Source organism: Lentibacillus sp. CBA3610, assembly GCF_013373365.1.
GTDB lineage: Bacteria > Bacillota > Bacilli > Bacillales > Amphibacillaceae > Lentibacillus.
Genome location: NZ_CP035925.1, coordinates 1,992,577 through 2,017,630 on the forward strand (window position 1 = coordinate 1,992,577; position 25,054 = coordinate 2,017,630).

20 protein-coding genes, 1 tRNA gene and 2 pseudogenes are annotated in these 25,054 nt (G+C 44.0%); 4 read left to right on the forward strand and 19 right to left on the reverse strand.

Translation table 11 applies throughout. The annotated features are described in order from the left end of the window. Nucleotides 1-317 precede the first annotated feature (317 nt). The 3 genes and pseudogenes from Len3610_RS20885 to Len3610_RS10080 all read left to right on the forward strand — a co-directional run. Nucleotides 318-1,007: pseudogene (locus Len3610_RS20885) on the forward strand (hypothetical protein); the annotation flags it as partial. 147 nt (nucleotides 1,008-1,154) lie between these two features. Continuing rightward, on the forward strand, nucleotides 1,155-1,409 hold the full coding sequence (locus Len3610_RS20890; protein ID WP_255259894.1) for a glycine cleavage T C-terminal barrel domain-containing protein: 255 nt from the start codon (nucleotides 1,155-1,157) through the stop codon (nucleotides 1,407-1,409). A 193-nt stretch (nucleotides 1,410-1,602) separates the two neighbouring features. Further along, entirely contained in the window at nucleotides 1,603-2,427 is an 825-nt protein-coding gene (locus Len3610_RS10080) for a methylenetetrahydrofolate reductase (RefSeq protein WP_176447831.1), read from the forward strand. A gap of 343 nt (nucleotides 2,428-2,770) precedes the next feature. Here the strand turns inward: Len3610_RS10080 and Len3610_RS10085 are convergent. The 6 genes from Len3610_RS10085 to Len3610_RS10110 all read right to left on the reverse strand — a co-directional run bounded on the left by Len3610_RS10085 (nucleotide 2,771) and on the right by Len3610_RS10110 (nucleotide 8,847). Beyond that, nucleotides 2,771-2,844 (reverse strand) — tRNA-Arg (locus tag Len3610_RS10085). Between the two features lie 189 nt (nucleotides 2,845-3,033). Then, complete coding sequence (locus tag Len3610_RS10090; RefSeq protein WP_176449623.1) at nucleotides 3,034-3,891, reverse strand: ABC transporter permease; 858 nt, start codon at nucleotides 3,889-3,891, stop codon at nucleotides 3,034-3,036. Between the two features lie 85 nt (nucleotides 3,892-3,976). Next, nucleotides 3,977-4,978: an ABC transporter permease gene (locus tag Len3610_RS10095; RefSeq protein WP_176447832.1), complete on the reverse strand. Its 1,002-nt coding sequence runs from the start codon at nucleotides 4,976-4,978 to the stop codon at nucleotides 3,977-3,979. Nucleotides 4,979-5,092: 114 nt separating this feature from the next. After that, nucleotides 5,093-6,757: an ABC transporter substrate-binding protein gene (locus Len3610_RS10100; protein WP_176447833.1), complete on the reverse strand. Its 1,665-nt coding sequence runs from the start codon at nucleotides 6,755-6,757 to the stop codon at nucleotides 5,093-5,095. 112 nt (nucleotides 6,758-6,869) lie between these two features. Then, nucleotides 6,870-7,853, reverse strand: coding sequence for an ABC transporter ATP-binding protein (locus Len3610_RS10105; protein WP_176447834.1), 984 nt, complete (start codon nucleotides 7,851-7,853; stop codon nucleotides 6,870-6,872). Next, the gene (locus tag Len3610_RS10110) at nucleotides 7,828-8,847 is read right to left on the reverse strand and encodes an ABC transporter ATP-binding protein (RefSeq protein WP_176447835.1); all 1,020 of its coding nucleotides are present in this window, start codon (nucleotides 8,845-8,847) and stop codon (nucleotides 7,828-7,830) included. Before Len3610_RS10110 ends, Len3610_RS10105 begins: the two co-directional genes overlap by 26 nt. 797 nt (nucleotides 8,848-9,644) lie before the next feature. Here Len3610_RS10110 and clpP point away from each other — a divergent pair. Next, on the forward strand, nucleotides 9,645-10,247 hold the full coding sequence (clpP, locus tag Len3610_RS10115; protein ID WP_176447836.1) for an ATP-dependent Clp endopeptidase proteolytic subunit ClpP: 603 nt from the start codon (nucleotides 9,645-9,647) through the stop codon (nucleotides 10,245-10,247). A 169-nt stretch (nucleotides 10,248-10,416) separates the two neighbouring features. Here clpP and Len3610_RS10120 read toward each other — a convergent pair whose 3' ends face one another. The 13 genes and pseudogenes from Len3610_RS10120 to fdhA all read right to left on the reverse strand — a co-directional run bounded on the left by Len3610_RS10120 (nucleotide 10,417) and on the right by fdhA (nucleotide 25,005). Beyond that, complete coding sequence (locus Len3610_RS10120; RefSeq protein ID WP_176447837.1) at nucleotides 10,417-10,668, reverse strand: HPr family phosphocarrier protein; 252 nt, start codon at nucleotides 10,666-10,668, stop codon at nucleotides 10,417-10,419. 230 nt (nucleotides 10,669-10,898) lie between these two features. Beyond that, a complete protein-coding gene (whiA, locus tag Len3610_RS10125; RefSeq protein ID WP_176447838.1) occupies nucleotides 10,899-11,852 on the reverse strand; it encodes a DNA-binding protein WhiA in 954 nt (317 codons plus the stop codon). Nucleotides 11,853-11,885: 33 nt separating this feature from the next. Continuing rightward, nucleotides 11,886-12,854: a gluconeogenesis factor YvcK family protein gene (gene yvcK, locus Len3610_RS10130; protein ID WP_176447839.1), complete on the reverse strand. Its 969-nt coding sequence runs from the start codon at nucleotides 12,852-12,854 to the stop codon at nucleotides 11,886-11,888. 1 nt (nucleotide 12,855) lies between these two features. After that, complete coding sequence (rapZ, locus tag Len3610_RS10135; RefSeq protein WP_176447840.1) at nucleotides 12,856-13,740, reverse strand: RNase adapter RapZ; 885 nt, start codon at nucleotides 13,738-13,740, stop codon at nucleotides 12,856-12,858. Between the two features lie 980 nt (nucleotides 13,741-14,720). Further along, nucleotides 14,721-15,695: a thioredoxin-disulfide reductase gene (trxB, locus tag Len3610_RS10140; protein ID WP_255259867.1), complete on the reverse strand. Its 975-nt coding sequence runs from the start codon at nucleotides 15,693-15,695 to the stop codon at nucleotides 14,721-14,723. A gap of 80 nt (nucleotides 15,696-15,775) precedes the next feature. After that, on the reverse strand, nucleotides 15,776-16,780 hold the full coding sequence (locus Len3610_RS10145; RefSeq protein WP_176447842.1) for a tetratricopeptide repeat protein: 1,005 nt from the start codon (nucleotides 16,778-16,780) through the stop codon (nucleotides 15,776-15,778). A gap of 472 nt (nucleotides 16,781-17,252) precedes the next feature. Beyond that, entirely contained in the window at nucleotides 17,253-18,914 is a 1,662-nt protein-coding gene (locus Len3610_RS10150; protein ID WP_176447843.1) for a glycerol-3-phosphate dehydrogenase/oxidase, read from the reverse strand. A gap of 223 nt (nucleotides 18,915-19,137) precedes the next feature. Then, a complete protein-coding gene (dhaM, locus tag Len3610_RS10155) occupies nucleotides 19,138-19,512 on the reverse strand; it encodes a dihydroxyacetone kinase phosphoryl donor subunit DhaM (RefSeq protein ID WP_176447844.1) in 375 nt (124 codons plus the stop codon). Next, complete coding sequence (gene dhaL, locus Len3610_RS10160) at nucleotides 19,472-20,137, reverse strand: dihydroxyacetone kinase subunit DhaL (RefSeq protein WP_176447845.1); 666 nt, start codon at nucleotides 20,135-20,137, stop codon at nucleotides 19,472-19,474. The genes dhaM and dhaL overlap by 41 nt, the downstream gene beginning before the upstream one ends. A 15-nt stretch (nucleotides 20,138-20,152) precedes the next feature. Further along, on the reverse strand, nucleotides 20,153-21,133 hold the full coding sequence (gene dhaK / locus Len3610_RS10165; protein ID WP_176447846.1) for a dihydroxyacetone kinase subunit DhaK: 981 nt from the start codon (nucleotides 21,131-21,133) through the stop codon (nucleotides 20,153-20,155). An 87-nt stretch (nucleotides 21,134-21,220) separates the two neighbouring features. Then, nucleotides 21,221-22,714, reverse strand: coding sequence for a glycerol kinase GlpK (gene glpK / locus Len3610_RS10170; RefSeq protein WP_176447847.1), 1,494 nt, complete (start codon nucleotides 22,712-22,714; stop codon nucleotides 21,221-21,223). Between the two features lie 29 nt (nucleotides 22,715-22,743). Next, on the reverse strand, nucleotides 22,744-23,574 hold the full coding sequence (locus Len3610_RS10175) for an MIP/aquaporin family protein (protein ID WP_176447848.1): 831 nt from the start codon (nucleotides 23,572-23,574) through the stop codon (nucleotides 22,744-22,746). A gap of 219 nt (nucleotides 23,575-23,793) precedes the next feature. Next, nucleotides 23,794-25,005, reverse strand: a pseudogene (fdhA, locus tag Len3610_RS10180) (formaldehyde dehydrogenase, glutathione-independent). Between the last annotated feature and the right edge of the window lie 49 nt (nucleotides 25,006-25,054).

A 25,054-nucleotide genomic window follows, 5' to 3' on the forward strand; every position in this document is an offset into this window, starting at 1 on the left:
ACGTTTGGGGTTCCGGTGGCAAGTACCGGATTCAAATGCCGATCATCATCAGTAACTTACCTTTTACAAAAATGGGAAGTCTATTCCTTTAAAACAAAGAGGAGGAAATCGGTATGGCTATTGAAGGAAAGCCTCTATCAGAGTTCAAAACGTCTAATGATTTACAGGAAGGGGGCGTGCAAAGACACGTTCCAGTCAATCTGCGTCAAAGCGGAGATAACGGCTCACGCATGCTTATATCGCAAAGAGTGCGCAAGTCTCCATTCTGGCACCTTTCCGAAGAAGCCGGGTCATGGTGCTATACGGTTTACAACAACATGTACCACCCGCGTGCCTATATTCCGATGGAGGAGGGCGGTCTTCTCAAGGAATACGAATATCTCACCGAACACGTCACCCTTTGGAATGTCGCGGTAGAGCGGCAGATCCAGGTGAAAGGCCCTGATGCCCCGAAGTTGGTGGACCTGGTGATCACGCGCTCGGTCGAGAAAGTCAAGACAGGAAAAGCCCGCTACGTTATTTTATGCAATGATGAAGGCGGCATCATTTAATGACCCGGTTCTCCTTCGTCCGTACGAAGATGTTTGTTCTCTTTATCCGACAGCGACGTGTCCGCTGTGGCTACAGGCGCTTAAATCATGAAACTTTGATGCACAGTACACGAAATCGATGTGGCCCCCGTACAAATTCAAGGACCAAAATCAACATCATTCATGGTCGATTTATTTGGCGAGGCCATTCATGACGTTCCTTACTACGGGTTGATGGAGGGGGAAGTGAATGATTGTCCCGTCATTGTGTCCCGCACGGGTTTCTCGGGTGAAGCAGGCTTTGAGATTTATCTCTATAATGTCAGCACCAATGCCGAACAGTTCTGGTATCCTCTCCTCAAGGCGGGTGAACCATACAATCTAAAAGTGATTGCTCCCGGCCATATCCGGCGACTCGAAGCGGGGATCCTTTCCTATGGACAGGATATGAACCAGGAAACCAGCCCATACCAAGTAGGCTTAGGGTGGCAAGTGGACCTGACCAAATCCCACTTTATCGGCAAAGAAGCCCTAACCCGTATCAAGAACGAAGGTGTCACTGAAAAGCTTGTCGGGGTGAAATTCGGCGGCAAAAAGATCGACTGGTACCCGGCCGATTTCTATATGGTTTACGCGGAAAACGGTTCGGAGCCGGTCGGCTATGTCACCTCTGCCTTTTACTCACCAAATCAGGGGTGCAACATTGGCTACGCAATGCTGCCCAACTTATTCAGTATGATTGGGACCAAGCTTGAAGTACACCTGCCCGAACCATATGCCAACGGGCGTGTTCCGGCGGAGGTTGCGCAAACGCCGTTCAAGGTTTCTGAAAATCCCGGGACGGGTTATACCCAGACCGGCCGAAAGCTTGAGACGTGATAATATACGATGCAGCGGGTCTGTTTGCAGACAGACCCGCTGCACGGATATTTCGCTGCCTGAGAATTGAATCACTTTTAAGGCAATTTGGCCACTGATCGTTAGAGTAATTCACAAAATCATGACGGCTCTATTACAGGTGTTTTGCGGCTTGTCTTACAATGATCATATTTAAAAGAAAGTAGGGATGACCATGATGGATCAGCAATCTGCAGCGGCTCTGTTCAACCAAACAGGGGGGCCCCGCTTTGAACTTATACCCGCTAACGGCATCGTTGAAAGGGCCATAGCGGCACTTCCTTCCCATGCCACGTTGACAATAACCTGTTCACCGACGAATGGTATCGACGCTACAATCGACACATCAATCGCATTAGCGCCTCGTTTCGCTCAGGTTATCCCCCATATTGCAGCACGGATGATCCGGAGTGAAGAACATCTTATCACAATGCTTGATCGCCTCGCTGAGCATAATGTACACGAAATATTTATCGTTGGAGGTGATCAGGAAAAACCACTGGGTCCATATCATCATGGCCTTGAATTATTGCAATCTTTAGCCACACACGAAAACGGGCTGCATCGCATCGGTATTCCTGCGTATCCTGAAGGCCACCCGCATATCGATACAGACACACTTAATCAGGATTTTGCAGCAAAAGCTCCCTATGCCCATTATGCCGTGACACAAATGTGCTTTGATCCCGGTCAGGTCCTTGCCTGGCTGCAGGAGAAGCGCGCATCCGGTCTGCAGCTCCCGTGCTATCTGGGCATCCCAGGCCCCGTGAAATTGGACAAATTACTTCGGATCGCCCCCCGTATTGGTGTCACTGATTCACTCCGCTTCCTCAAAAAAAACCTGAAATTGTCGAGGAAGCTGATGCGTGGCTATGACCCGGGCGCTTTGGTGAACGCCTATACCCCATACTTAAGTGAATCAGACTTTTGTATCGAGGGCTTTCACGTTTACACGTTTAACGAACTGGACACCCTTAAAAAAGAAGTGGGAGGTGTATAACCTTACCACATATGACGTACAAGCCGGTCCGCTTTTTTGCACCTGTCTCAGGAAACGCTACGGCTAGCCAGCTCATCTCCATAGCAAGTTTAGAATCAGCATTTATAAAGTGAGTCTCCAATCAGTGGGAGGTTTTCTTCCCCCCCACACTGATTGTTAGATGAACGAATCGAACATTTACTGGCAGTTAATCCCCCACCTAATCTTCATCGTATACGCGGTGGGGGCTTACTGCCAGTTACATGCGGGATAAAACAAAAAAGGTCACGAACGGTTATTCGCTTCAGATGACTAAAGGCGACCAATTCGTGACCAATTTTGTTTTTTAACTCTTTGAAAGTAGCGCGCCCGGGAGGACTTGAACCCCCGACTCCTGGTACCGGAAACCAGTGCTCTATCCAGCTGAGCTACGAGCGCATTTAGTAAATATTTAATTCAGACACATAGGATATTATAATACTTTAATCATAAATAGACAAGTCTTTTGAGAGGAATTATAATAAGACACTATTTTCTGACTAAAAGACTGCTGTTACGGAAGAGGTCAACCCTGATTTATATAAAGTATGAAAGGCAAGGATGCGCCCTTACCTTCCAATCACTCAATTAATGTTTCATCTTAGGATCCAACGCATCGCGCAAACCATCACCAATCAAGTTGAACCCGAGAACCACAAGCATAATACAAAGGCCAGGCGCGATCAATGTCCATGGTGCTAGCTGAATGAAATCCCTTGAAGATGCAAGCATCTCACCCCATTCAGGCGTCGGCGGCTGAGCTCCAAGTCCTAGAAAACCTAAAGCCGCTGCGTCCAGTATGGCGGTTCCAAATCCAAGGGTAGCCTGTACTATAATTGGTGCCAAACTGTTTGGCAATATATGATGGAGAATAATTCGCCCATTTTTCATACCCTGTGCCTTCGCAGCCATAATATATTCTTCCTCGCGTAAACTGATGACTTTAGACCGGACAAGGCGCCCGAATATCGGGATGTTAATAATCGCAATCGCAACCAGCGCATTTTGCAATGAAGCACCGAGGATGGCAACAATCGCAATGGCCAGAAGGATACTCGGAAATGCCAGCAATATATCAAAAATCCGCGAAATAAGCATATCAACCCATCGCCCAAAGTAGCCGGCTACAATTCCCAGTATCGTTCCAAATACCAGCGCGCCGACAACCGCAAAAAAGCCTACCTGAAGTGAAATCCTGGATCCATATGCAATCCGGGTAAAGATATCCCGTCCGACGTCATCTGTCCCCAGCCAATGTTCGGCAGAAGGTGGCTGCAGCCGATTGACAAGTTCCTGGTCATCATAGCCGGTACTTGTCAACAATGGAGCGAATATGCCAATTAAAAGAAAAATAACGATTATGACTAAACCTGCAAGTGCAAAACGATTTTTACGTAATTGTCTGAATGCATCTTTCCATGGCGACGTTTCCGGCATATTTTCCATATCAGCATGTTGATCTGCTTCTGCGGGATTCGTTACATTCTCCTCTGATTGTTTATCTTTTTCTTCTACACTCATATGAATCCCCCTAATATTTAATTCTTGGATCGATATAAGAATATAGCAAATCAACAACTAAGTTGATAATAACAAACAGAAATGCAATCACCAGAATGCCCGACTGTATGACCGGGTAATCCCTGTAATTGATCGCTTCGTATACATACCTGCCAACACCGGGCCAACTGAAAATCGTCTCGGTTAAAATAGCACCACCAAGCAGAACGCCCGTCTGCAGCCCAATCACTGTCAAAACAGGTATAATGGCATTTTTCAGCGCATGTTTATAAATGACAAAAAACTGTCCCGAACCTTTTGCACGAACCGTACGGATATAATCTGAATTCATAACCTCCAGCATGCTGGACCTTGTCATTCGGGCTATAATGGCCATCGGGATCGTTCCAAGTGCAATGCTCGGCAAAACTAAATGCTTCAACACCTCAACCGTCCTGGCAAAGTCCATATGAAGAAGGGAATCCAGCACGTAAAAATATGTAATGGGTTCCATCGGATCTCTGCTGCTTTCACGTCCATATGCCGGAAGCCAGCCGAGCTCCTGGGCAAACACCCACTGTTCCATCAATGCGAGCCAGAAAATGGGCATTGACACACCCACTAAGGCAAACAGCATAGCAAGAAAGTCAAACCAGGAATTCTGTTTCCAGGCACTAATAATCCCTGCATTAACACCTATGAAAATAGCAAAAACCATTGCAAAAAACGTTAATTCAAATGTGGCTGCTAAACGGGGTAATATTTCAGTTGAAATCTCTCCTTTAGATCTGAGCGACGTACCCAAATCGCCCTGAAGCAAGTCCGTAACATAGACACCGTATTGAATTGGATAGGGTTCATTCAAGCCCATACTTTCCTCAAGATCCTGTATGGCAGTTGCTGTTGCTGTTTCACCAAGAATAACCTGAGCAGGGTTACCGGGGATTAAATGAACGATAGAAAATGTAATCAATGTCATGCCTACCAGCACAGGAATGAGCATTAATAATCGTCGCATTGTGTAGGCAAACAATATTTTTCACCTCATTTTTTTGAAAGATGATATCAGCTGTGTTTTTTTAATAGAATTCGATTGATCATTTGGATGAAACAGGGTAGTAGGCGATAACTACTACCCTGTCGTCCTTTAATTTTCCAATTCCACTTCTGCAAGTGACTCACTTGTTGAAGGGTGTGGTACATAATTGTTAACGTAGCTTGCTGTCGCCATAACCGGCGTGGAGTGCACCAGGTTTACCATTGGCGCTTCCTCATGGATAAGGGCTTGTGCCTCTTGATAAAACGCTGCACGCTCATCCTGATCAATTGACCGTTTAGCATTGTTCAGCAATTCGTCAACATCTTCATTTTCATAGAACGTACGGTTACTGCTGCCTACATTATCACCGTGAAGCAAACTGCTCAGGAAGTAATCCGGATCGCCGTTTGTACCGGACCAGCCGAGCATGAACAATTCCTGCTCACCTTCAAGTGTTTTTTCCAAATACGGTGCCCATTCTTCACGAACAATGGAAACGTTGATACCGACTTCCGCCAGGTTATTCTGGACAATCTCAGCAACGGTTTCCGGATCAGGCATATATGGTCTTGCAACAGGCATTGTCCATAGTTCGATTTCCATACCATCTTCGTAGCCCGCTTCAGCTAATAGCTCTTGTGCTCTTTCAGGATCGTACTCATATGGTTCAACATCATCGTTATAGCCCATATAGCTCGGAGGCAACAGGTTTTTCGCCGGATTGGCATAACCTGCATACATCGCTTCAGCAATCGCATCACGATCAATAGCATGGTTTATGGCTTGACGAACCTCTACCTGATCCAGTGGCTCCTTCTGCGTATTCATCCCAACATACCCAACATTATTTTCAGCTCGTGTATACAAGTCCAGTCCTTGCTCAGCTTCCACAGTTGCGGCATCATCAGGATTCAGACCATCCATAATATCAATTTCACCGGATTGCAGGGCGATTAGACGGGCCGCGTTATCAGGGATGACCTCGAATACAACCTCGTCAACTTTGGGCTGATCTTCTATTCGATAATCTTCAAATTTACTAAGAACAATCGAATCATCTTTCGACCAGCTTTCAAATTTAAATGGACCGGTTCCAACCGGGTTTTCATTAATTTCCGGCCCGTATTCCTCAAGTGCTGCAGGAGACGTTATCGGAAAGTAAGTCATGGCCATGTTTTGCAGGAAATAACCTAAAGGCTGTTTTAGTACAAACTCGATTTCATGATCATTTACCACATTTATTTCGTCGATGACATGACCTTCGTCACCCTGGTAACCGCCAAACATTGTTCCGTACATGGAATACACATAACCTTCTTCCTCAAATGCATATTCATGATCCGGATCTGCCCAGCGTTCAAAGTTTGTTTTCACTGCTTCTGCGTTGAAGTCGGTGCCATCATGAAACGTGACGCCTTCTTCCAGATAAAATGTATAATTCAGCCCGTCATCCGATACTTCCCAGTCGTGCGCCAGACCGGGGACAATATCAAATGATTCCTTATCAAAGTCCAGCAAGCTTTCAAGGACCTGTTTTGTTACCCTGGAAGACTCCCCATCTGTCGTGCTTCCCGGGTCAAGGCTTTCAGAGTCACCACCACGCGCAAATACGAGGACGTCTTCACCATCACTGCCGCTGTCAGCTTCAGTACTGTCCCCGCTATCCCCTTCACTTTCTCCGGTTGCATCCGTTTCTTCATCACCGCTGCATGCCGCGAATAATAGCGTAAACACCAGCAATAAAACCATCAATGTCCAAAATCTGAACTTCATACTTTCAGCCCCCTGTTTAATTTTTTAAAATCCCGGTATCCGCCATGCCCATGGTAACTGATACCGCTTCCCCCTTTTCTTAACAATGCTTTCTGACGGATTAACTAGTCGATTATGATGGCACAGCATCATTATATAGATGACAGGCAACATAATGATTGTTTTCAACTTCCCGAAATTCGGGTCTCACTTGACTGCATATATCCATCGCGAAAGGGCATCTTGTATGAAATGCACATCCCGATGGCGGATCTGATGGACTTGGAACATCACCTTTTAAAATAATTCTGTCCCGCTCATAATCCGGGTCCGGATCCGGTACGGCTGACAGTAATGCCTGAGTATAGGGATGTTTTGGATTATCATAAAGTTCATCTTTGCTAGCCAATTCAGCCATACGTCCAAGATACATAACACCAACCCTGTCGCTTATATGTTTGACAACACTTAGATCGTGAGCAATAAAAACGTATGTCAAATTAAATCGATACCGCAGTTCATTCATCAGGTTCAGAATCTGCGCTTGTACTGAAACATCCAGAGATGAAACCGGTTCATCACAAATAATTAATTTAGGATTATTGGCCAGGGCCCGTGCAATACCAATACGCTGTCTTTGTCCACCGCTGAATTGATGCGGATAACGAGAGGCATGATAAGCATTAAGCCCAACGACCTCCAGTAACTCTCTTACACGTTGTTTTCGTTCATCAGCAGACGTCATCCCATGGACCAACAGTGGTTCTCCGATAATTTTTTCGACGGTATGTCTTGGATTAAGCGATGCATACGGGTCCTGAAAAATAATTTGCATATTACGCCGCAATTTCCGCATTTCTTCCCCGCTTAGCTTGGTTATCTCCTGATCCTGAAACTTGATTTCACCTTCTGTTGGTTCACTCAAACGAAGAATCGCTTTTCCTGTCGTGGACTTCCCGCAGCCGGACTCCCCGACAAGTCCAAGAATTTCTCCTTCCAGGACTGAAAAGGAAACATCGTCTACCGCTTTTACCTCTCCTACTTTTCGTCCGAAAACGCCCCCTTTAACTGGAAAATATTTTTTTAGACCGTTAACTTCCAAAAGTGGATTCTGCATGTTTTGCTGCATCCCCTTCCTTTTTGTCATATAAGAAACAGCGACTGGTTCGACTCTTCCCCAGTTCATAAAGTTCAGGTTCCTCTTTAAAACAACGGTCAAAGGCGAATTCGCAACGCGGGGCAAATTGACAGCCGGCCTTTTTCATGCCTGGTTTTGGCACCGTACCCGGGATTGAATATAGCTTCTGATCGTCACCGTGCAATGTTGGAAGTGAGCGAATCAGTCCTTTTGTATATGGGTGCTGCGGATCTTTTAAAATCTCCCGTACACTTCCTTCCTCGACGACCTCCCCGGCGTACATAACAATTACTCTTTCACACAGTTCTGCTACCACCCCCAAATCATGTGTAATCAATAATATAGCCGTATCTCTTTCTCTATTCAGATCGCGCATGATATCAAGAATTTGTGCCTGTATGGTGACATCCAATGCAGTCGTTGGCTCGTCTGCAATCAGGATGTCAGGGTCACACGACATAGCCATAGCAATCATGACTCTCTGCCGCATACCGCCTGATAATTGATGCGGATATTCATCAATCACCCCTTCCGCTCGGGGAATACCAACAAGTTTTAATAAATCAACGGACTCTTGTCTGGCTTCTTTTTTACTTATTTTTCTGTGAAACCGTATCGCCTCAATGAGCTGATTACCAATCGTAAAAAGCGGATTCAGTGATGTCATAGGTTCCTGAAAAATCATACCAATCTCATTGCCGCGGATTTGCTTCATACGTTTCTGAGCAGCGTTCACAATATTTTCATCCTTAAAATTAATAGCACCGCCGACAATTTTTCCGGGCGGATTTGGTACCAGCTGCATAACAGATAGCGAGGTTACACTTTTACCACAACCGGACTCGCCAACAATGCCAACAATTTCACCTTTATCTAAAGAGAAACTAACGCCGTTTACTGCTGGAATTTCTCCGTTATCTGTAAAAAAATGCGTATGTAAATCTTTCAATTCCAAAAGTGTTTCTTTTGGCAACTCTATCCCCCCTTTTTATATTAATGTGACTAAAATTATGATTATTTAATAAAGTAAAAAATATCTCAATATTGTAATTAACATATTATAATGAATAACGTGATAATGCAAGATTAAATTAACCGTAAAATGTATTTTATCCCCTGTAACAGGGCGACAAAGACACCTTCCTAACATGACTGCTTCTCTCTCGGACTTTCACTGATCTATTTCGATTTCTTCCGCACGTGACAGCTTCTCTCTCGGCCTTTTCCTGATCGATTTCGTTTCCTTGCGTACGTGACAACTTCCCTCTCGTGCTTTTCCTGGTCAATTTCGTTTCCTTGCGCACGTGACAACTTCCCTCTCGTGCTTTTCCTTATCGATTTCGTTTCCTTGCGCACGTGACAACTTCCCTCTCGTGCTTTTCCTGGTCAATTTCGTTTCCTTGCGCACGTGACAACTTCCCTCTCGTGCTTTTCCTTATCGATTTCGTTTCCTTCCGAACGTGAAACCTTCTCTCTCGTGTTTTTCCGGCTTGATCTCGATTCTTTACAAACGTGATAACTCCTCTCTCTTCGCACTAAAACCTCAACTGAATTGAAGTTTTACTTTATATCCTGTACCGTTCATCAAAGGGGTTCATAACAATTTTCAGTAAATGGGTTTTATCATAATCCGATTCAGGGTATGATGATATAAGTGCATACATACTGGAACCAAACTTTTATATTTGACCTTTTTTGACCTATTAGTTATGATTAAAATATCCAATGGTAGTGGATGAATTTGAATTGAAATAAGGAGGATGAAAACATATGAATTTAATACCAACAGTCATTGAACAGACAAACCGTGGAGAACGCGCATATGATATTTATTCACGTTTATTGAAAGACCGTATTATTATGCTTGGAAGTGGCATTGATGACAACGTAGCCAACTCAATTGTTGCGCAGCTTCTTTTCCTTGAGGCGGAAGACCCTGATAAGGATATTTCGTTGTACATCAACTCACCGGGTGGTTCCATTACAGCCGGAATGGCCATTTATGATACCATGCAATTCATTAAACCCAATGTGTCCACCATTTGCACTGGTATGGCAGCATCGATGGGAGCTTTCCTGCTGGCAGCGGGTGAAAAAGGCAAACGTTATGCACTTCCAAACAGTGAAGTCATGATTCACCAGCCATTAGGCGGAACCCAGGGACAGGCAACCGATATCGAAATTCACGCAAAAAGAATTATTGAAATGCGTGAGAAAATTAACAAAATCTTAGCTGACCGGACTGGACAGCCTCAGGAAGTTATTGATCGCGACACTGACCGTGATAACTTCATGTCCGCTGAAAAATCTGTTGAATACGGATTGATTGATAAAATCCTTGAAAGAAATACTGACAAAGAAAAAAATAAGTAGTATTGAGTAAGTCATAAGGGCTGCATCAAATTTGGTGCAGCCTTTTTTTATTATGTTGCTGCCTTTCCTCAAAATTTCACCTTTAGTGATACGTTCTTTCCTCACCCCCAACAAAAAACTCCAAAGCCGTATAACATCTTACAGCCTTGGAGCACTTACAAAAAGCCAATTATTTCGTAACAAACGTTATCAATGCATTAAGTGCCGTTTCTTCATCGGAACCATCTGCAATTAATTTAATCGTCTCACCTGGCGTAATTGCCAGGCTCATTAACCCCATAATGCTTTTTGCGTTGACACGTTTACCATCCTTTTCAAGAAACAAATGAGCCGTAAACCCATTTGCTTCTTTGACAAACTCTGCTGCCGGTCTTGACTGCAGACCTGATTCAAGCTCAACTTTCACCGATTGTTCCACCAAAAATCTCATCCTCCCAATTGAAATCGTTTTCACTCATTTGTCAAAAAAAGTCTTATCCCAAACTCAGATAACGAAAACTTCTGACTGCGCTTATGCAGATAGGAAAGTGCTGTGCTTTTCCTACCCGCTGAAAGCCAGCTATAAAATTTTATACCTGCTTCGGTTACCATGTTTGGCAAATTTGATTTAAATACAGATAGTATATCATACAACATGAACAAAATTAACTGTTATTCAGTTTTAGGAATGACGCCGTCCTCACGAAGTTTTTCAGCGAAGTCGTCAATTTTTTTCAAGCGGTGGTTCACACCTGATTTGGAAATCTTACCGCTTGATACAAGTTCTCCCAATTCCTTTAACGAAATATCCTGATGCTGGACACGCAATACAGCTATTTCCCTTAATTTCTCCGGAAGTGCATCAAGTCCGACCGTTTCGGATATCAAATTAATGTTCTCAATCTGACGAAATGCTGCACCAATCGTTTTATTCAAGTTAGCTGTTTCACAATTGACAAGGCGGTTCACTGAATTGCGCATGTCACGGACAATCCTGACATCTTCAAATTTGAATAAGGCATTGTGAGCGCCAATAATATTTAAAAAATCGGTTATTTTTTCTGCTTCTTTCAAGTAAGTAATATACCCTGTTTTGCGCTCGAGTTTTCTTGCCTTCAAATCATATTCGTTCATCAGTTCACACAAAGAAGCATTATGTTCCTGATACGAATTGAAAATCTCCAAATGGTATGATGATGTTTCAGGGTTGTTAATGGATCCGCCGGCCAAAAAAGTCCCTCTTAAATATGAGCGTTTACAGCAATCCTTTTCCAGATATTTTTCCGGTATTGTTCTGATAAACGTATAAGGATCCTCTACAATGCCCAGTTCAGCCAGTAATTCCTGTACACCTTTCTTCAGCCGGACAATATAGACATTATTTTTCTTCAGTTTCATTTTTTTTCGGACAAGCAACTCGACTGAAAAATCATATAATGACTTGACTAAAATATATATGCGGCGTGCGATAGCAGCATTTTCTGTTTGTACATCCAGTGTATACCTATTCCCGGACATGGACACAACCCCATTCATTCGAATAAGGGCAGCCAGTTCAGCACTTTGACAGCAAGAATCCGGCTCGATTCCTGTCAATTCTTTTTTAATTTCCGATGCAAATGACATCCCGACACCTCCCCGCTCAGTGGTCACATGCAGTTATCCCGGTGCATTATCAATCATTGAATAAAGTAATTTTGCAACCTTTTGTGTATCATGTCGTAATGTTGTTCGCGATGGATCGATTATATCGCTTTCGATAATCTCAAGTCCCATATCAAGTAATCGTTCGGTATCATAAATAACCGGAGCAGCATTCTCTTCTGCATACACTTCACGAACCCGTTTGTGAATCGGTTCGTTATGGACAACAATCGAGTTGATACAATCCGGACCGATATGGCCGCGAATCGCCTGTACGTGATCGGCAGCCGTATAACCTGTTGTTTCCCCTTCCTGTGTCATGACGTTACAGACATAAACAACATTAGCCTTTGTTTCCCCGAGTGCCACGTCAATTTGTGGAATAATCAGGTTTGGTAAAATGCTCGTATATAAACTGCCGGGTGCGACGACCACTAAATCTGCATTTTTTATAGCTTCTACAGCATCCGGAAGTGGCTGAACCGGCTGCGGACTTAAATACACACGTTCAATTTTTTTGCCGGCGAGCGGAATGTTGGATTCCCCTGATACAACGGTTCCATCATCCATTTTCGCATGCAGTGACATGCTATCATTCGAAATAGGATAGATTTCGCCTTTCACATTTAATACGCGAGATATTTCCTGGATACCCGTAAAAAAATTCCCGGTAACAGATGTCATGGCCGCCAACAGCAAATTACCCATTGAGTGACCTGACAAACCATTGCCAACTGCAAAACGGTGCTGAAATAATTCGAGAAGCATCGGCTCAGCATCCGATAAGGCAGCAATCACATTTCGTATATCACCGGGAGCAGGTATTGACATTTGGTTCCTCAGCTGTCCTGTACTTCCTCCATCATCCGCAACGGTCACAAGCGCGGTTAAATCGATCGGCAAATCTTTCAGCCCGCGTAAAAGCACCGGCATTCCTGTACCACCACCAATGACAACAACATTCGGTTTTTGTCCGTTATCCATATTAATGACCCTTTCTTTTATCAATGTCACGGTGGCTGACATGGGTAATGTAATTGGCCGAAAGCTGTTTGGCAAAATACTCAGCAATCGCTACAGAGCGATGCTGTCCACCTGTACACCCGATTCCTACAACCAGCTGCGATTTTCCCTCTTTCTTATATTGAGGAAGCATAAACTGCAGCAATTCCAGGACTTTATCATTGAATTTCTGAGTATCAGACCATTTGAAGACATATGAAGACACTTCCGAATTCAGACCGGTCAACGGCTGCATATGCGGGACATAATGCGGGTTTGGCAAAAATCGCACATCAAAAAGTAAATCCGCATCAATCGGAATCCCATATTTGTAACCGAACGAAACCATGTGAACAGAAAAGATGTCCTGTTTATCCTCTGTATAAGCTTTCAGGATTTTTTCTCGCAATTCTTTAGGCTTTAAATTGGTCGTATCGATAATGCGCTGTGCCCTGCCTCGTAATTCATCCAGAATTTTCCGTTCCTGTTTGATGCCATCCAGCGGCAAACCTTCTGATGCCAGGGGATGCGTACGTCGTGTTTCTTTATATCTTGTCACAAGGGATTCATCTTTAGCATCCAGGAAAAGAATATGTTCGTTCAGCCACACTTCTTCTCCTAATATATCCAACGATTCAAATAGCGAATCGAAAAACTCACGGCCGCGCAAATCCATCACGAGGGCAACATTCTGTATATTATTCCGTGAATCTTTCATCAGCTCTAAAAATTTTGGCAGTAATGCAGGCGGCAAATTATCAACACAATAATACCCGAGATCCTCAAAGCTTTGAACGGCGACTGTTTTTCCAGCTCCTGACATTCCCGTTATAACAACCAGTTTTGTTTCCTGTTCACTGTTTGACATGATACATTTCTCCTCTTCAATGTGAACATCATCCATCCTGTCCATAACCATCACGATAAAGTGACACTTTAACCAGAGGGCGACCAGGTTCTTTCGGTCTGCAAGCTGCAAACGAGATAAACTTTATCGTTATATAATAATATGCAACGTAACATGCTGCATTCCTATTCACTTGTTTCTTTTAAAAGAAGACAATCACTATTTCCATTATACACCCAACATGATAAAACCAACAACCATATGATTCTGCAGGTATTTAATGCATTTAAGACTCTTTTCGTAAGCTTTTGTTGTTTTTTAGCCTAGTGATCGATGTAAACTGCGACATAAGTGCTGTGTTGATTTACGTTCCGGCCAGTCGCTTTCCGCGGGCACGGCTTCAGCCTCCTCGCGGAAAACCGCCGCTGCGGGGTCTTCAGACACGTGCTGTTCCCGCAGGAGTCGACTGGCCTCCACTCCAATCAACACTCTCAAGAGAGGATTAACCAAGCAACAAAAAGTAAGATTTTTATTTGAGTTGCTTGTTTTAATGGTTAAAAAGCTAGGTTGTACCCAAAGTGAGACACAAACCAGCGGAGGAAATACGCGGAGACTCCTGCGGGAAAAGTGACCAGCGTGAGACCCCACAGGGACGAGCGATACATCCACCGAGTACGCTGCGAGTTACGAGGAGTGCTGCTTCACCGAATACACCTGCAACATGACGAGCACACCGAATGCCCGAGGGGCTCACGGGGCACCCGCGTATTTCCGGAGCGGTGTCACTTCTCTCAACTATTCTCTCTACGTCGATTTGAGAACACAGTCTTTTCAAAAAGCACAAAAAAATACAGGTGAGCGAATCACCTGCAAAGAACTAATTTATTATTAAAAGGGGGTCAATTAGTTAACTCTATTGTACCCCATAAATGTTTCGTGCGTGTTACAACAGCTTTAAAAAGTAATTACTTTCTGATTAATCGGAATTTACAATTGGCAAATCAGGATTGTGCCGCTTTTAACTCTTCATGCAAATCTTCAATATATTTTTGTGCAGTTTCGGCAGCAATACTTCCGTCTCCGGTTGCTGTCACAATTTGTCGGAGTGATTTTTCACGGATGTCGCCTGCAGCAAAAATACCCGGGATCTGAGTTTCCATGTTTTCATTTGTTGGTATATAACCTTCTTCATTCGTGATCCCAAGTGATTTGAACGGTTCATTTAACGGCAGCATGCCAATATAGATAAACACACCGTCAATCGGATGGTCGTATTCTTCTCCGGTTTTATTGTTGTGCAGGCGTACTGCACTGACCTTGCCATCCGGACCTTTTATCGTTTCGGCTTCTGTATTCCAGATAAATTCAATTTTATCATTGTCAAATGCGCGATCCTGCAGAATTTTTTGGGCGCGAAGCTTATCACGGCGGTGTACGATCGTTACTTTATCAGCAAAACGGGTAAGGTACATTCCCTCTTCTACAGCAGAATCCCCGCCGCCGATGACGAAAAGATTTTTCTCCTTAAAGAAAGCCCCATCACATACGGCACAATAAGATACACCGCGTCCGCCGAATTCATCTTCGCCCGGAATGCCAAGTTTCTTATATTGGGCGCCTGTTGCAATAATCAGCACGCGTGTATTATATTGCTTCTTACCAGCGTTAATGGTTTTGTAATCCCCGTGATCCTCGATTTCTTTAATATCGCCATAAGCATATTCAGCACCAAATTTTTTGGCATGTTCAAACATTTTATTTGATAAATCCGGACCCAAAATGTGTTCATAGCCAGGATAGTTTTCCACGTCCTCTGTGTTAGCCACCTGGCCGCCCGGGATACCGCGTTCTATCATCAATGTGTCAAGGTTTGCACGTGACGCATAAACTGCCGCAGTCATACCGGCTGGTCCGGCACCAGCAATAATCACATCATACATACGTTCATCGGCCATATTATCAGCCCTTTCTTTCACTATTATCACCTGAGCCAACTTCATCGTATAAAAAGTTTGCCGTTTAGTCTAATTTTATGCTCATCTGAGTCGCTGAGCATTTACCGCGTCCGCCATGGCCCTTCCTGATTTGCAAGTTCAGGATGTCTTTTGCACCCTTCTTTCCATAATAAAAGCGCCTTGGAAGATTCACCAAGCTGGTATGCTGTAATACTGTACCACTTATAATAGGATAAATGGTTTTTCAGCTGTTGCCCGGTCAGTCGTTTAAATCGCGAATAAGCATGATCATATACACCAGTCCGTGCTAGTGTAATGGCTGTACGCAACTTTTGCTGTTCATGAATCGGGTATACATTTAGTAATGCCTTTATATGCGTTTGGTATTCCTTTCTTCTTCCTGTTTCATAGTAAAATATTGCCAGGTTGTTGTGACAGTGCAGTGAATTAGGCTCTTCAGCGAGTGCATCAAGCTCCATTCTGATGGCATCATCGGTGTAGCCGGAAAAAAACAGAGCATGCGTATAATCATGCTTGATCAATTTGTGCTCAGGATACAAAGACATCATTTCTTCAAGTAATGGGACTGCTTTTTCCCACTCTTCTTTTTCCATATGCTGAAAAATCGTTTCCTGATAGACAAGCAATTCATCTTCTTCGTCAAATTCCCATTCATCATTTTCTTCATCACTATTCATTAAATCCAGCAGATGTTCAGCATCTTCGCGGAAATCCCCATCAGCAGCTTTATCAAGGTAGATTTCTGCATATTTTTTCGCCTCATTCAACTGCCCTAAATGTGCATAATTGTTTGCCAGCAAATAATAACAATCTGTATAGGCGTCATTTGTGGACTGAAGCACGTCATTCAACAGCTGACTCGCAGCCTGATAAGCCCCAACCTCCGTGTAGACAATCGACATCTGACATTGGTATAAAGGATTTTTCGGCGCCGCTTCAATCGCCTTGCGCAGCCATTTTATCGCAACATCGAATTTTTGTTTCTGGAAGGCTTCAACACCTTTTGTAAAATAAAAATCACCGTCCGGAATAAAGGGGATAATATTCTCCTTATACCCGTGTATATCGTTTTCTGATTGCTGCATACAGTCATCCCCTTTATTGTCGAATCTCATCGAACAAAGTATATCATAGTTGTCTTACGAATAATATAGAATAAAAAAAGAAAAAGCAGTTCGTTTTGGCTACCCCTCCGAACTGCTTTTTCCTGATTCAATTTTAATTCGCTTCGATTTTCGTTCGTGCTCATATCGAACAACTTGATCAGTTCAGAGGTTGCATTTGTTTGGACATCCAGTTTAACCGCCATTTGAACAAGTGTTTCCTGCCTGCGTTTTCACTAAATACCAGCACAGCATCCTTTTGGGGGGCTGGAGGCCGTGCTGAGACTCGCAGCACAGCTGGCAGTACACAAACGGGATTTGAGGGCAGAAAAATCATGCTCATTCCTGTCTTAAGAACTCTCCAGAACTTCTGTATAATAATCTACAGCGATTTTTTCAAATAATTTCCAACCAAAACGCATTAAACATTTTAGTTTTCCCCCAGTTTCCCCTATCACTCAACCGGGTTGACAGCTTCATGCAGTAATTGCTCCAGTTCATCGGTGTAGCTTTGTTTCTGATCGCCGCTCCATTGCAATGTTTTGCTCATATAATCAATAACGTTATCTTTATGGGTTTTGACAAATTCAATATCAAAAAATAGCGCCCCAGTCCGGCGTACAAAGAAGTCAACCGGTTTGTACGTCATTTCATACTCAAGTGCGTATAACAGTTCCGCAAACACAATCAGTTCGATACCGGCTTCATGAGCACGTGAACTTTCATGCTGATACAGTTCAAAAATCCGGTCAACATTCGCACCGTATTTTTGGATGAGAAAAATGACGGTTTCTTCGTCAATGCCTAAATTAGCCGCCTTTATCATTTTTTGTTCCTTGAATCGTTCAAATCCTTTTGAACCGCCAACCTCTCCGCCGGAAATCGGTAAATGTTCCGTTTCCGATTCAGAATACAAAATGCCATCCTCTTCTTTTATCTGCTTTACAATTGTATCAACTGCATTTTCAGCCATTTTGCGGTAGCCGGTCAGTTTCCCGCCGGCCATCGATATCAGTCCTGAATTTGAAATGAATATTTCATCTTTCCTGGAGATTTCATCAGAATCGTCTTTGTCTTCTTCAGCAATTAGCGGCCTCAATCCGGCATAGCTTGAATCAACATCATCTTTTGTCATATCAAGTGATGGAAACATGTAATTGATTGCATCCAGTAAATAATCCCGATCATCTACCGTCATTTGCGGATTCACAATATCGCCTTTGTAGCTTGTATCCGTCGTTCCAACATACGTTTTCTTATTCCGTGGGATGGCAAAAATCATCCGCCCGTCCGGTGAATCAAAGTAAATTGCTTGCTGCAGCGGAAAGCGTTTTTTCGGAAACACAAGATGAACGCCTTTTGTCAGATGAAGTGATTTTCCTTGTTTGGATCCGTCTATTTCCCGAAGATCATCAACCCAAGGACCGCCCGCATTGACGATTTTCTTGGCATATACATTATGACGGCCACCTGTGATTTGGTCTTCCACAACAACGCCAATGATTTTGCCATCATCATAAATAAAATCAACGGCCTTTGCATAATTCAAGGCATGAGCACCTTTTTCAACCGCTTTTTTCAGGACCTCGATCGTCAGCCGGGCGTCATCTGTTTTGTATTCAACATAATAGCCGGCACCTTTCAGCTCATCATTTTTAATGAGCGGTTCTTTATTGAGTGCTTCTTGCGGGCTTAGCATTTTCCGTCGTTCTCCTTTTTTAACGCCTGCCAGAAAATCGTAAGCACGCAGACCAATATTTGTCGTGAACGGCCCAAATGTACCACCTTTATAAAATGGCAGCATCATCCACTCCGGCGTTGTGACATGGGGGCCGTTCTCATAGACGATTGCCCGTTCCTGACCAACTTCAGCAACCATTTTAACCTCGAATTGCTGCAAGTAACGAAGCCCGCCGTGGACTAATTTTGTGGACCGGCTGGATGTCCCGGCAGCAAAATCCTGCATTTCCACCACAGCTGTCTTCAGCCCGCGTGTAACCGCATCAAGTGAAATACCCGCACCGGTGATCCCGCCGCCGATGACGAGCAAATCCAGTGGTTCCTGCTCAATTTGCCGGAAAATATCATCCCGCTGGTGACTTGAAAAGATTGACATATTTACTCACTCCTTGTCGTCTCGATCAATCAACTATTTAAAATAGCTACTAGGTTGTTACATGTATTCCCGAAAAAAAGAAACCGCAAAATAGACTAATGAAAAAGACTTCATCAGTTCTTTTGCGGTTTCTCCATTTCTCCGGCACAATTATTAACTTGATTCTATCATAGCATACTATCACGAACTGTGTATAATCATTTGCACATATCGTCATTAAGCCTTAGCTGAACGCTTTCGTTACAGCATCAGCAACTTCTTTTATATTTTTAGCCATGCCGGATTCAACAGCCGCTACATACGCTCCTTCCACCAATGGCGCTTCCATAATCCTGACATCAACGGCTTCTGTCATCTCTGCGGCCATTTCCGCATTCATTTGTGCACTGCCAATATCATAGAACACTAATACACCTTGACCATTATTGGCACGATCGATCGCTTGCTGTATCTTTTCAATACTTGTACCGACAGCATTTTCATCCGTTCCGCCGGCCGTTTCAATCGGGACGTCTTTGATAACTTGACGGATCATATCTTTTGTTCCATCAACTATTTTAGGACTGTGGGAAATGAGCACGATACCAACATAGGCCATGGTTTATGCCCTCCTTTTTAATGACGTCTGCCAGTGCCTGAAAAATATAGTACGATGACGCAGAACCTGGATCAACATGGCCGACTGACCGTTCCTTAAAATAGGCTGCTCGACCTTTCGTTGCCGTCATATCCGTCGTCCGTTCCATCGCTGCTTTCGCTTCTTCTGCAATTTTATCGGCATTGAAATCCGCTTCTTGTTTGAAGTGATCCACCATCTGCGACCATACATCAACAAGTGTTTTTTCACCTTCTGTTGCTTTCCCTCGTTGTTTGATACCGTTGACAGCTTCTTCCAACCCGTTTGTGAACGTTTCATGATCAAGCGGGTCATGTCCTTTAACCGCGGTTGACAATTTCAAAAATGCAGTCCCGAATAACGGGCCTGATGCACCGCCAATCTTGGACATGAGGGTCATGGCTGTATCTTTTAATACATCCGAACCGCTTGTATAATTCTGTTCTGCTATTTTGGCAGCTGCTTCCTGAAATCCGCGGGCCATATTAATGCCATGGTCGCCATCGCCGATCTTCTGGTCAAGGGTCGTGAGATATTCTTTATTCGCTTGAATGTATTCATTTGATATTTCAATCCATGCAACAACATCTTGTGCATTTAATTCCATGTTAAAACCCCTTTCTCAGATGCGAAAAGCTGGTGCATGTGATGGTTCATCGAGCAGTGTTTTTAATTCATCATCGAGTTTTAATAAGGTAACGGAACAACCTGCCATTTCCAAAGATGTCATATACTCGCCGACAAATGTTTTATAAACATTAATCCCTTTTTCCGCCAGTATTGCCTGTACCTTTTTGTTAACAATATAAAGTTCCATCTCCGGGGTAGACCCTAAACCATTTACCATCACTGCTGCTTCACCGGTGAAATCAAAATCGTTAAGCACTTTTTCGGTAAGTTCATTTGCGATGTCATTAGCAGTTGCTATCTCTTTTCGTTCGATACCTGATTCACCGTGAATGCCGATCCCGATTTCCATTTCATTTTCATCCAGCTGAAAACTCGGTTCCCCTGCAGCAGGCACTGTGCATGGGCTCAACGCCATTCCCATGGAGCGGACGTTTTGAATCGTTTTTTCAGCAGCTGCTTTCACTTCTTCCAATGACCTGCCTTTTTCAGCTTTTGCCCCGGCTATTTTATGAACAAATATGGTTCCTGCAATCCCTCTTCTTGAAGGCTGGTCCCCTGCAGCTACATCATCTTTCACGATCACTTTGTCCACGGTAATGCCTTCTGCTTCAGCAAGTTCCTGTGCCATTTCAAAATTAAGCACATCGCCCGTATAGTTTTTGATAACCAAAAGTACACCGGAACCACTATCAGCAGCCTTAATGGCTTCAAACACCTGGTCAGGTGCCGGGGACGTGAAAACTTCGCCGGCAACAGCCGCATCCAGCATCCCTTTACCTACATATCCGGCATGAGCGGGTTCGTGACCACTCCCACCGCCACTGACGATCCCCACCTTATTCGCTATTGGAGCATCCTTTTTTGCAATCACTGTTGTCCCGGACAGCTGTTTCAATTCATTAGGATAAGCGGCAGCCAAACCTTCTGTCATATCCTGTAAAACCTGATTCGGATCATTCAAAATTTTTTTCATACTGCTTCCTCCATTAAATCATTTATCTAACGAACGGAAGAGAGATCAACCATACCCTTTGTAATAGTGATCTCCCCTAACAAATGACTATTTAAACGTTCTTGCTGCTTCGACAGCCTTCTTCCACCCGGCATAAAGTTCATCACGCTTTTCTTCTTCCATATTGCCGTTAAATGTGCGTTCATTCTGCCATTGACGAGCAATTTCATCTTTATCTTTCCAGTAACCGACTGCTAACCCAGCGAGGTATGCTGAACCTAAAGCGGTTGTTTCCTGAATGACAGGCCGTTCAACCGGTACACCAGCCATATCACTCTGGAATTGCATTAAAAAGTCATTTTTAACGGCACCGCCATCAACACGCAATGTTTTCAAATCAATTCCCGAATCCTCTATCATTGCATCCAGAACATCTTTGGATTGATATGCCAGGGACTCAAGCGTCGCACGGATCATATGCTCTCTGGTTGTCCCGCGCGTGATACCGAAGAACGCCCCGCGTGCATCACTGTCCCAGTACGGTGTTCCCAGTCCGACAAAGGCCGGCACCATGTATACACCGTCTGTCGAGTCAACCCTTGTGGCATACTCCTCACTTTGCGGTGAATCATCAATAATTTTCAGCCCATCCCGAAGCCACTGAATGGCCGAGCCTGACACAAAAATACTGCCCTCCAAAGCGTACTCGACTTTACCATCGACGCCCCATGCCAATGTCGTAAGCAAGCCATGGTCAGATTGGACGCCTTCTTCTCCTGTGTTCATCAGCATGAAGTTACCGGTACCGTATGTGTTTTTCACCATGCCTTTTTCAAAACAGGCCTGACCGAACAAAGCAGCCTGCTGGTCACCGGCAATACCGGCAATCGGAACTTCTTGACCGAAGAAATGATAATCTACAGTGTGAGCGTAAACTTCAGAAGACTCCCGAACTTCCGGAAGCATGCTCTTTGGAACGCCTAAAATATCAAGCAGCTCATCATCCCACTTAAGATCATAGATGTTGAACATCAATGTTCTGGAGGCATTGGAATAATCAGTAATATGTGTTTTGCCGCCGGAAAGCTTGTAAACAATCCATGTATCCATTGTACCAAATAACAATTCATCATTTTCGGCTTTTTCCCGGGCTCCCTCAACGTTGTCAAGAATCCACTTGACTTTCGTACCGGAGAAATAAGCATCAATTAATAACCCCGTTTTATTTCGAATGATATTCTGATAACCCTGTTCAGCTAATTCTTTGCAGATGCCATCTGTCTGGCGGGACTGCCAAACAACTGCCTTGTAAATTGGCTTACCGGTATTTTTATCCCAAATTACCGTTGTTTCACGCTGATTGGTGATACCAATTCCCGCTATTTGTGAAGGGTCCACATCCGCCTTACGCAAGACCTCCGAGATACAGGACAGGACAGATGTCCAAATTTCGTTTGCATCATGTTCGACCCAGCCCGGATGCTGGAAAAATTGTTCAAACTCTTTTTGGGCTGTTTCGACTATTTCCCCGCTATGATTGAACAAAATTGCCCGTGAACTTGTTGTACCTTGGTCTAATGATAAAATAAATGTTTCACTCATCGTGTTATCCTCCCTTAAACAGTTATGTTCTATACAATATTTTCCTCTACTTCATCTGCTACTGTTCTTCCTTTTCTTAACTCTGCATTTGCCGCTCCAATTAAAATAATGGCTACTATTGCACTTACTACCCAAAATACCACCGAGTACTCACCTAAAAACATGGCATTGTAAAACACCGCTCCATAAATCCCGCCTAAAATCGGACCGGCAACCGGGATCCAGGCGTAGGCCCAATCAGATCCGCCTTTTCCCGGAATCGGCAGCAAAGCATGGGCAATTCTCGGACCGAGGTCACGTGCCGGGTTAATCGCATAACCAGTCGCACCACCTAATGACATTCCGATCGCAACAATCAACAGACCGACAATCAATGGATTCAAGCCTTCAGAAAATTCATTCGCACCGATAAACATAAGCCCGAACAAGAGAACAAATGTGCCAATCATTTCACTGACCAGATTGGAAAAAGGACTTCGAATGGCTGGTGTCGTTGAAAACACATCCCGTTTTGCTACTTTATCCGTTGTTTCTTTCCAGTGCGGCAAATAATTAAAGAACACTATAACAGCACCAATAAAAGCACCAATCAATTGAGCACTTATATACATCGGAACTTTCGGCCATGGAAACTCACCTGCAGCGGCGAATCCCAATGTTACAGCGGGATTAATATGTGCATCTGTGACCAGGCCGGCCGCGTATACCCCCATTGTAACACCAAGACCCCAGCCAATCGTGATCAATACCCATCCGGTACCTTCTGCCTTTGATTTTTTCAGAACAACTCCGCCAACCACACCACCACCTAAAATAATCAGAACCATCGTCCCAATTATTTCAGCTAAAAACTCGGACATATTTAACACTCCTTTAACTGCAATATCAACCTTGCAAACAAGTAATGATGGTCGCTAAAAAAGACCCACACCGCAATAGATATACTTTTACCCGGGAAAGTACTATTGCAGCGTGGGTCTCCATGTCTCCACCACGTTCTTAACTTGTTGGAAACAATTCTACCCCAAAATGTAAACGCTGTCAACAGTTGTTTACATTTTTTTATTTGTAGAAATTATTTAGTTTCGCACCAATCCGTGCGGGTCAATGACAAATTTCTTTGATGCCCCGCCATCAAATTGTTTATAGCCTTCAGGAGCCTCATCAAGTGAGATTAACGTGGCATTGACAGCCTTGGCAATATTAGCTCTCCACTAAAATCGCCTTCATCAAATCACGATGTATTTCATAACAGGCGTTTGTCCTGTCACAAACGTATGCGCTTTAGCAAAACCCAAGCCAAAGCGAATTTCAGCGTGCCCTCTTGCGCAATCTTTATCTTCTGCACCTGGATCCCCTGTTACATACAGTCCAGGAATCCCTAATCGTCCTCCCGCTCGTGTTGCTCCCATAATCGAGTTCAAAACAGCAGCAGGTGCTTCACCGGCGCCTTCACCATGACCGCTCGCCTCAAAGCCGACCGCATCGATGGCACAATCGACCTCAGGAATTCCTAAAATTTGTTCAAGCTGTTCACCAAGATCATCATGGTCGCGTAAATTAACTGTTTCACATCCGAAACTTCTTGCCTGTGCTAAACGTTCTTCAATCATGTCACCGACAATAACAACTGATGCCCCCAGGAGCTGAGCAGAATGAGCTGCTGCTAATCCTACCGGCCCGGCACCAGCGACATAAACCGTGAACCTGTTTTAACGCCTGCACTTACTGCACCATGGATATCCGGTTGGAAATATCCGAAAGCATCGTTAAATCAAGAATTTATCCATTGCCTGATCTTTATCAGGAAATTTCAGCAACTGAAAATCTGCATATGGCACCATCACATATTCAGACTGGCCACCAACCCAGCCGCCCATGTCTACGTATCCATACGCTGACCCCGGACGATCAGGATTCACATTTTCACAAATATGTGTATCCTGTCTCCTGCAGCTTGGACACCTGCCGCATGCAATGTTAAACGGGACTGATACCAAATCACCTTTTTTAATAAATTCGACATCACTGCCTGTTTCAACAACTTCCCCCGTAATTTCATGACCCAATACCAATCCGCTCGGTGCCGTTGTCCTGCCTCTGACCATATGCTGATCACTGCCGCAAATGTTTGTTGTAACGACTTTCAGAATGACACCATGGTTACATTTTCTGCCGACATTCAGTGGGTTGACCCCCGGACCATCCCGCAAAATCAATTCCGGATAACTTGTATCCTGTACATCTACCTCGCCGGGACTGACATAGACTACCGCTTTGTTACCACCCATACCAACCACAACTTCCTTTAAATTTAATGTGTACATGTCTAAGCACCTA

Excerpts from the sequence above, each read along its gene's own strand:
- Len3610_RS10090 (WP_176449623.1), bottom strand. The coding sequence starts at position 3,891 with ATGGAAAATATGCCGGAAACGTCGCCATGGAAAGATGCATTCAGACAA.
- rapZ (WP_176447840.1), bottom strand. The coding sequence starts at position 13,740 with ATGTCAAACAGTGAACAGGAAACAAAACTGGTTGTTATAACGGGAATG.
- yvcK (WP_176447839.1), bottom strand. The coding sequence starts at position 12,854 with ATGGATAACGGACAAAAACCGAATGTTGTTGTCATTGGTGGTGGTACA.
- Len3610_RS10145 (WP_176447842.1), bottom strand. The coding sequence starts at position 16,780 with ATGCAGCAATCAGAAAACGATATACACGGGTATAAGGAGAATATTATC.
- Len3610_RS10175 (WP_176447848.1), bottom strand. The coding sequence starts at position 23,574 with ATGTCCGAGTTTTTAGCTGAAATAATTGGGACGATGGTTCTGATTATT.
- clpP (WP_176447836.1), top strand. The coding sequence starts at position 9,645 with ATGAATTTAATACCAACAGTCATTGAACAGACAAACCGTGGAGAACGC.
- Len3610_RS20890 (WP_255259894.1), top strand. The coding sequence starts at position 1,155 with ATGGTTTACGCGGAAAACGGTTCGGAGCCGGTCGGCTATGTCACCTCT.
- Len3610_RS10105 (WP_176447834.1), bottom strand. The coding sequence starts at position 7,853 with ATGCAGAATCCACTTTTGGAAGTTAACGGTCTAAAAAAATATTTTCCA.
- Len3610_RS10100 (WP_176447833.1), bottom strand. The coding sequence starts at position 6,757 with ATGAAGTTCAGATTTTGGACATTGATGGTTTTATTGCTGGTGTTTACG.
- Len3610_RS10150 (WP_176447843.1), bottom strand. The coding sequence starts at position 18,914 with ATGTCAATCTTTTCAAGTCACCAGCGGGATGATATTTTCCGGCAAATT.
- Len3610_RS10080 (WP_176447831.1), top strand. The coding sequence starts at position 1,603 with ATGATGGATCAGCAATCTGCAGCGGCTCTGTTCAACCAAACAGGGGGG.
- dhaL (WP_176447845.1), bottom strand. The coding sequence starts at position 20,137 with ATGGAATTAAATGCACAAGATGTTGTTGCATGGATTGAAATATCAAAT.
- glpK (WP_176447847.1), bottom strand. The coding sequence starts at position 22,714 with ATGAGTGAAACATTTATTTTATCATTAGACCAAGGTACAACAAGTTCA.
- whiA (WP_176447838.1), bottom strand. The coding sequence starts at position 11,852 with ATGTCATTTGCATCGGAAATTAAAAAAGAATTGACAGGAATCGAGCCG.
- dhaM (WP_176447844.1), bottom strand. The coding sequence starts at position 19,512 with ATGGCCTATGTTGGTATCGTGCTCATTTCCCACAGTCCTAAAATAGTT.
- dhaK (WP_176447846.1), bottom strand. The coding sequence starts at position 21,133 with ATGAAAAAAATTTTGAATGATCCGAATCAGGTTTTACAGGATATGACA.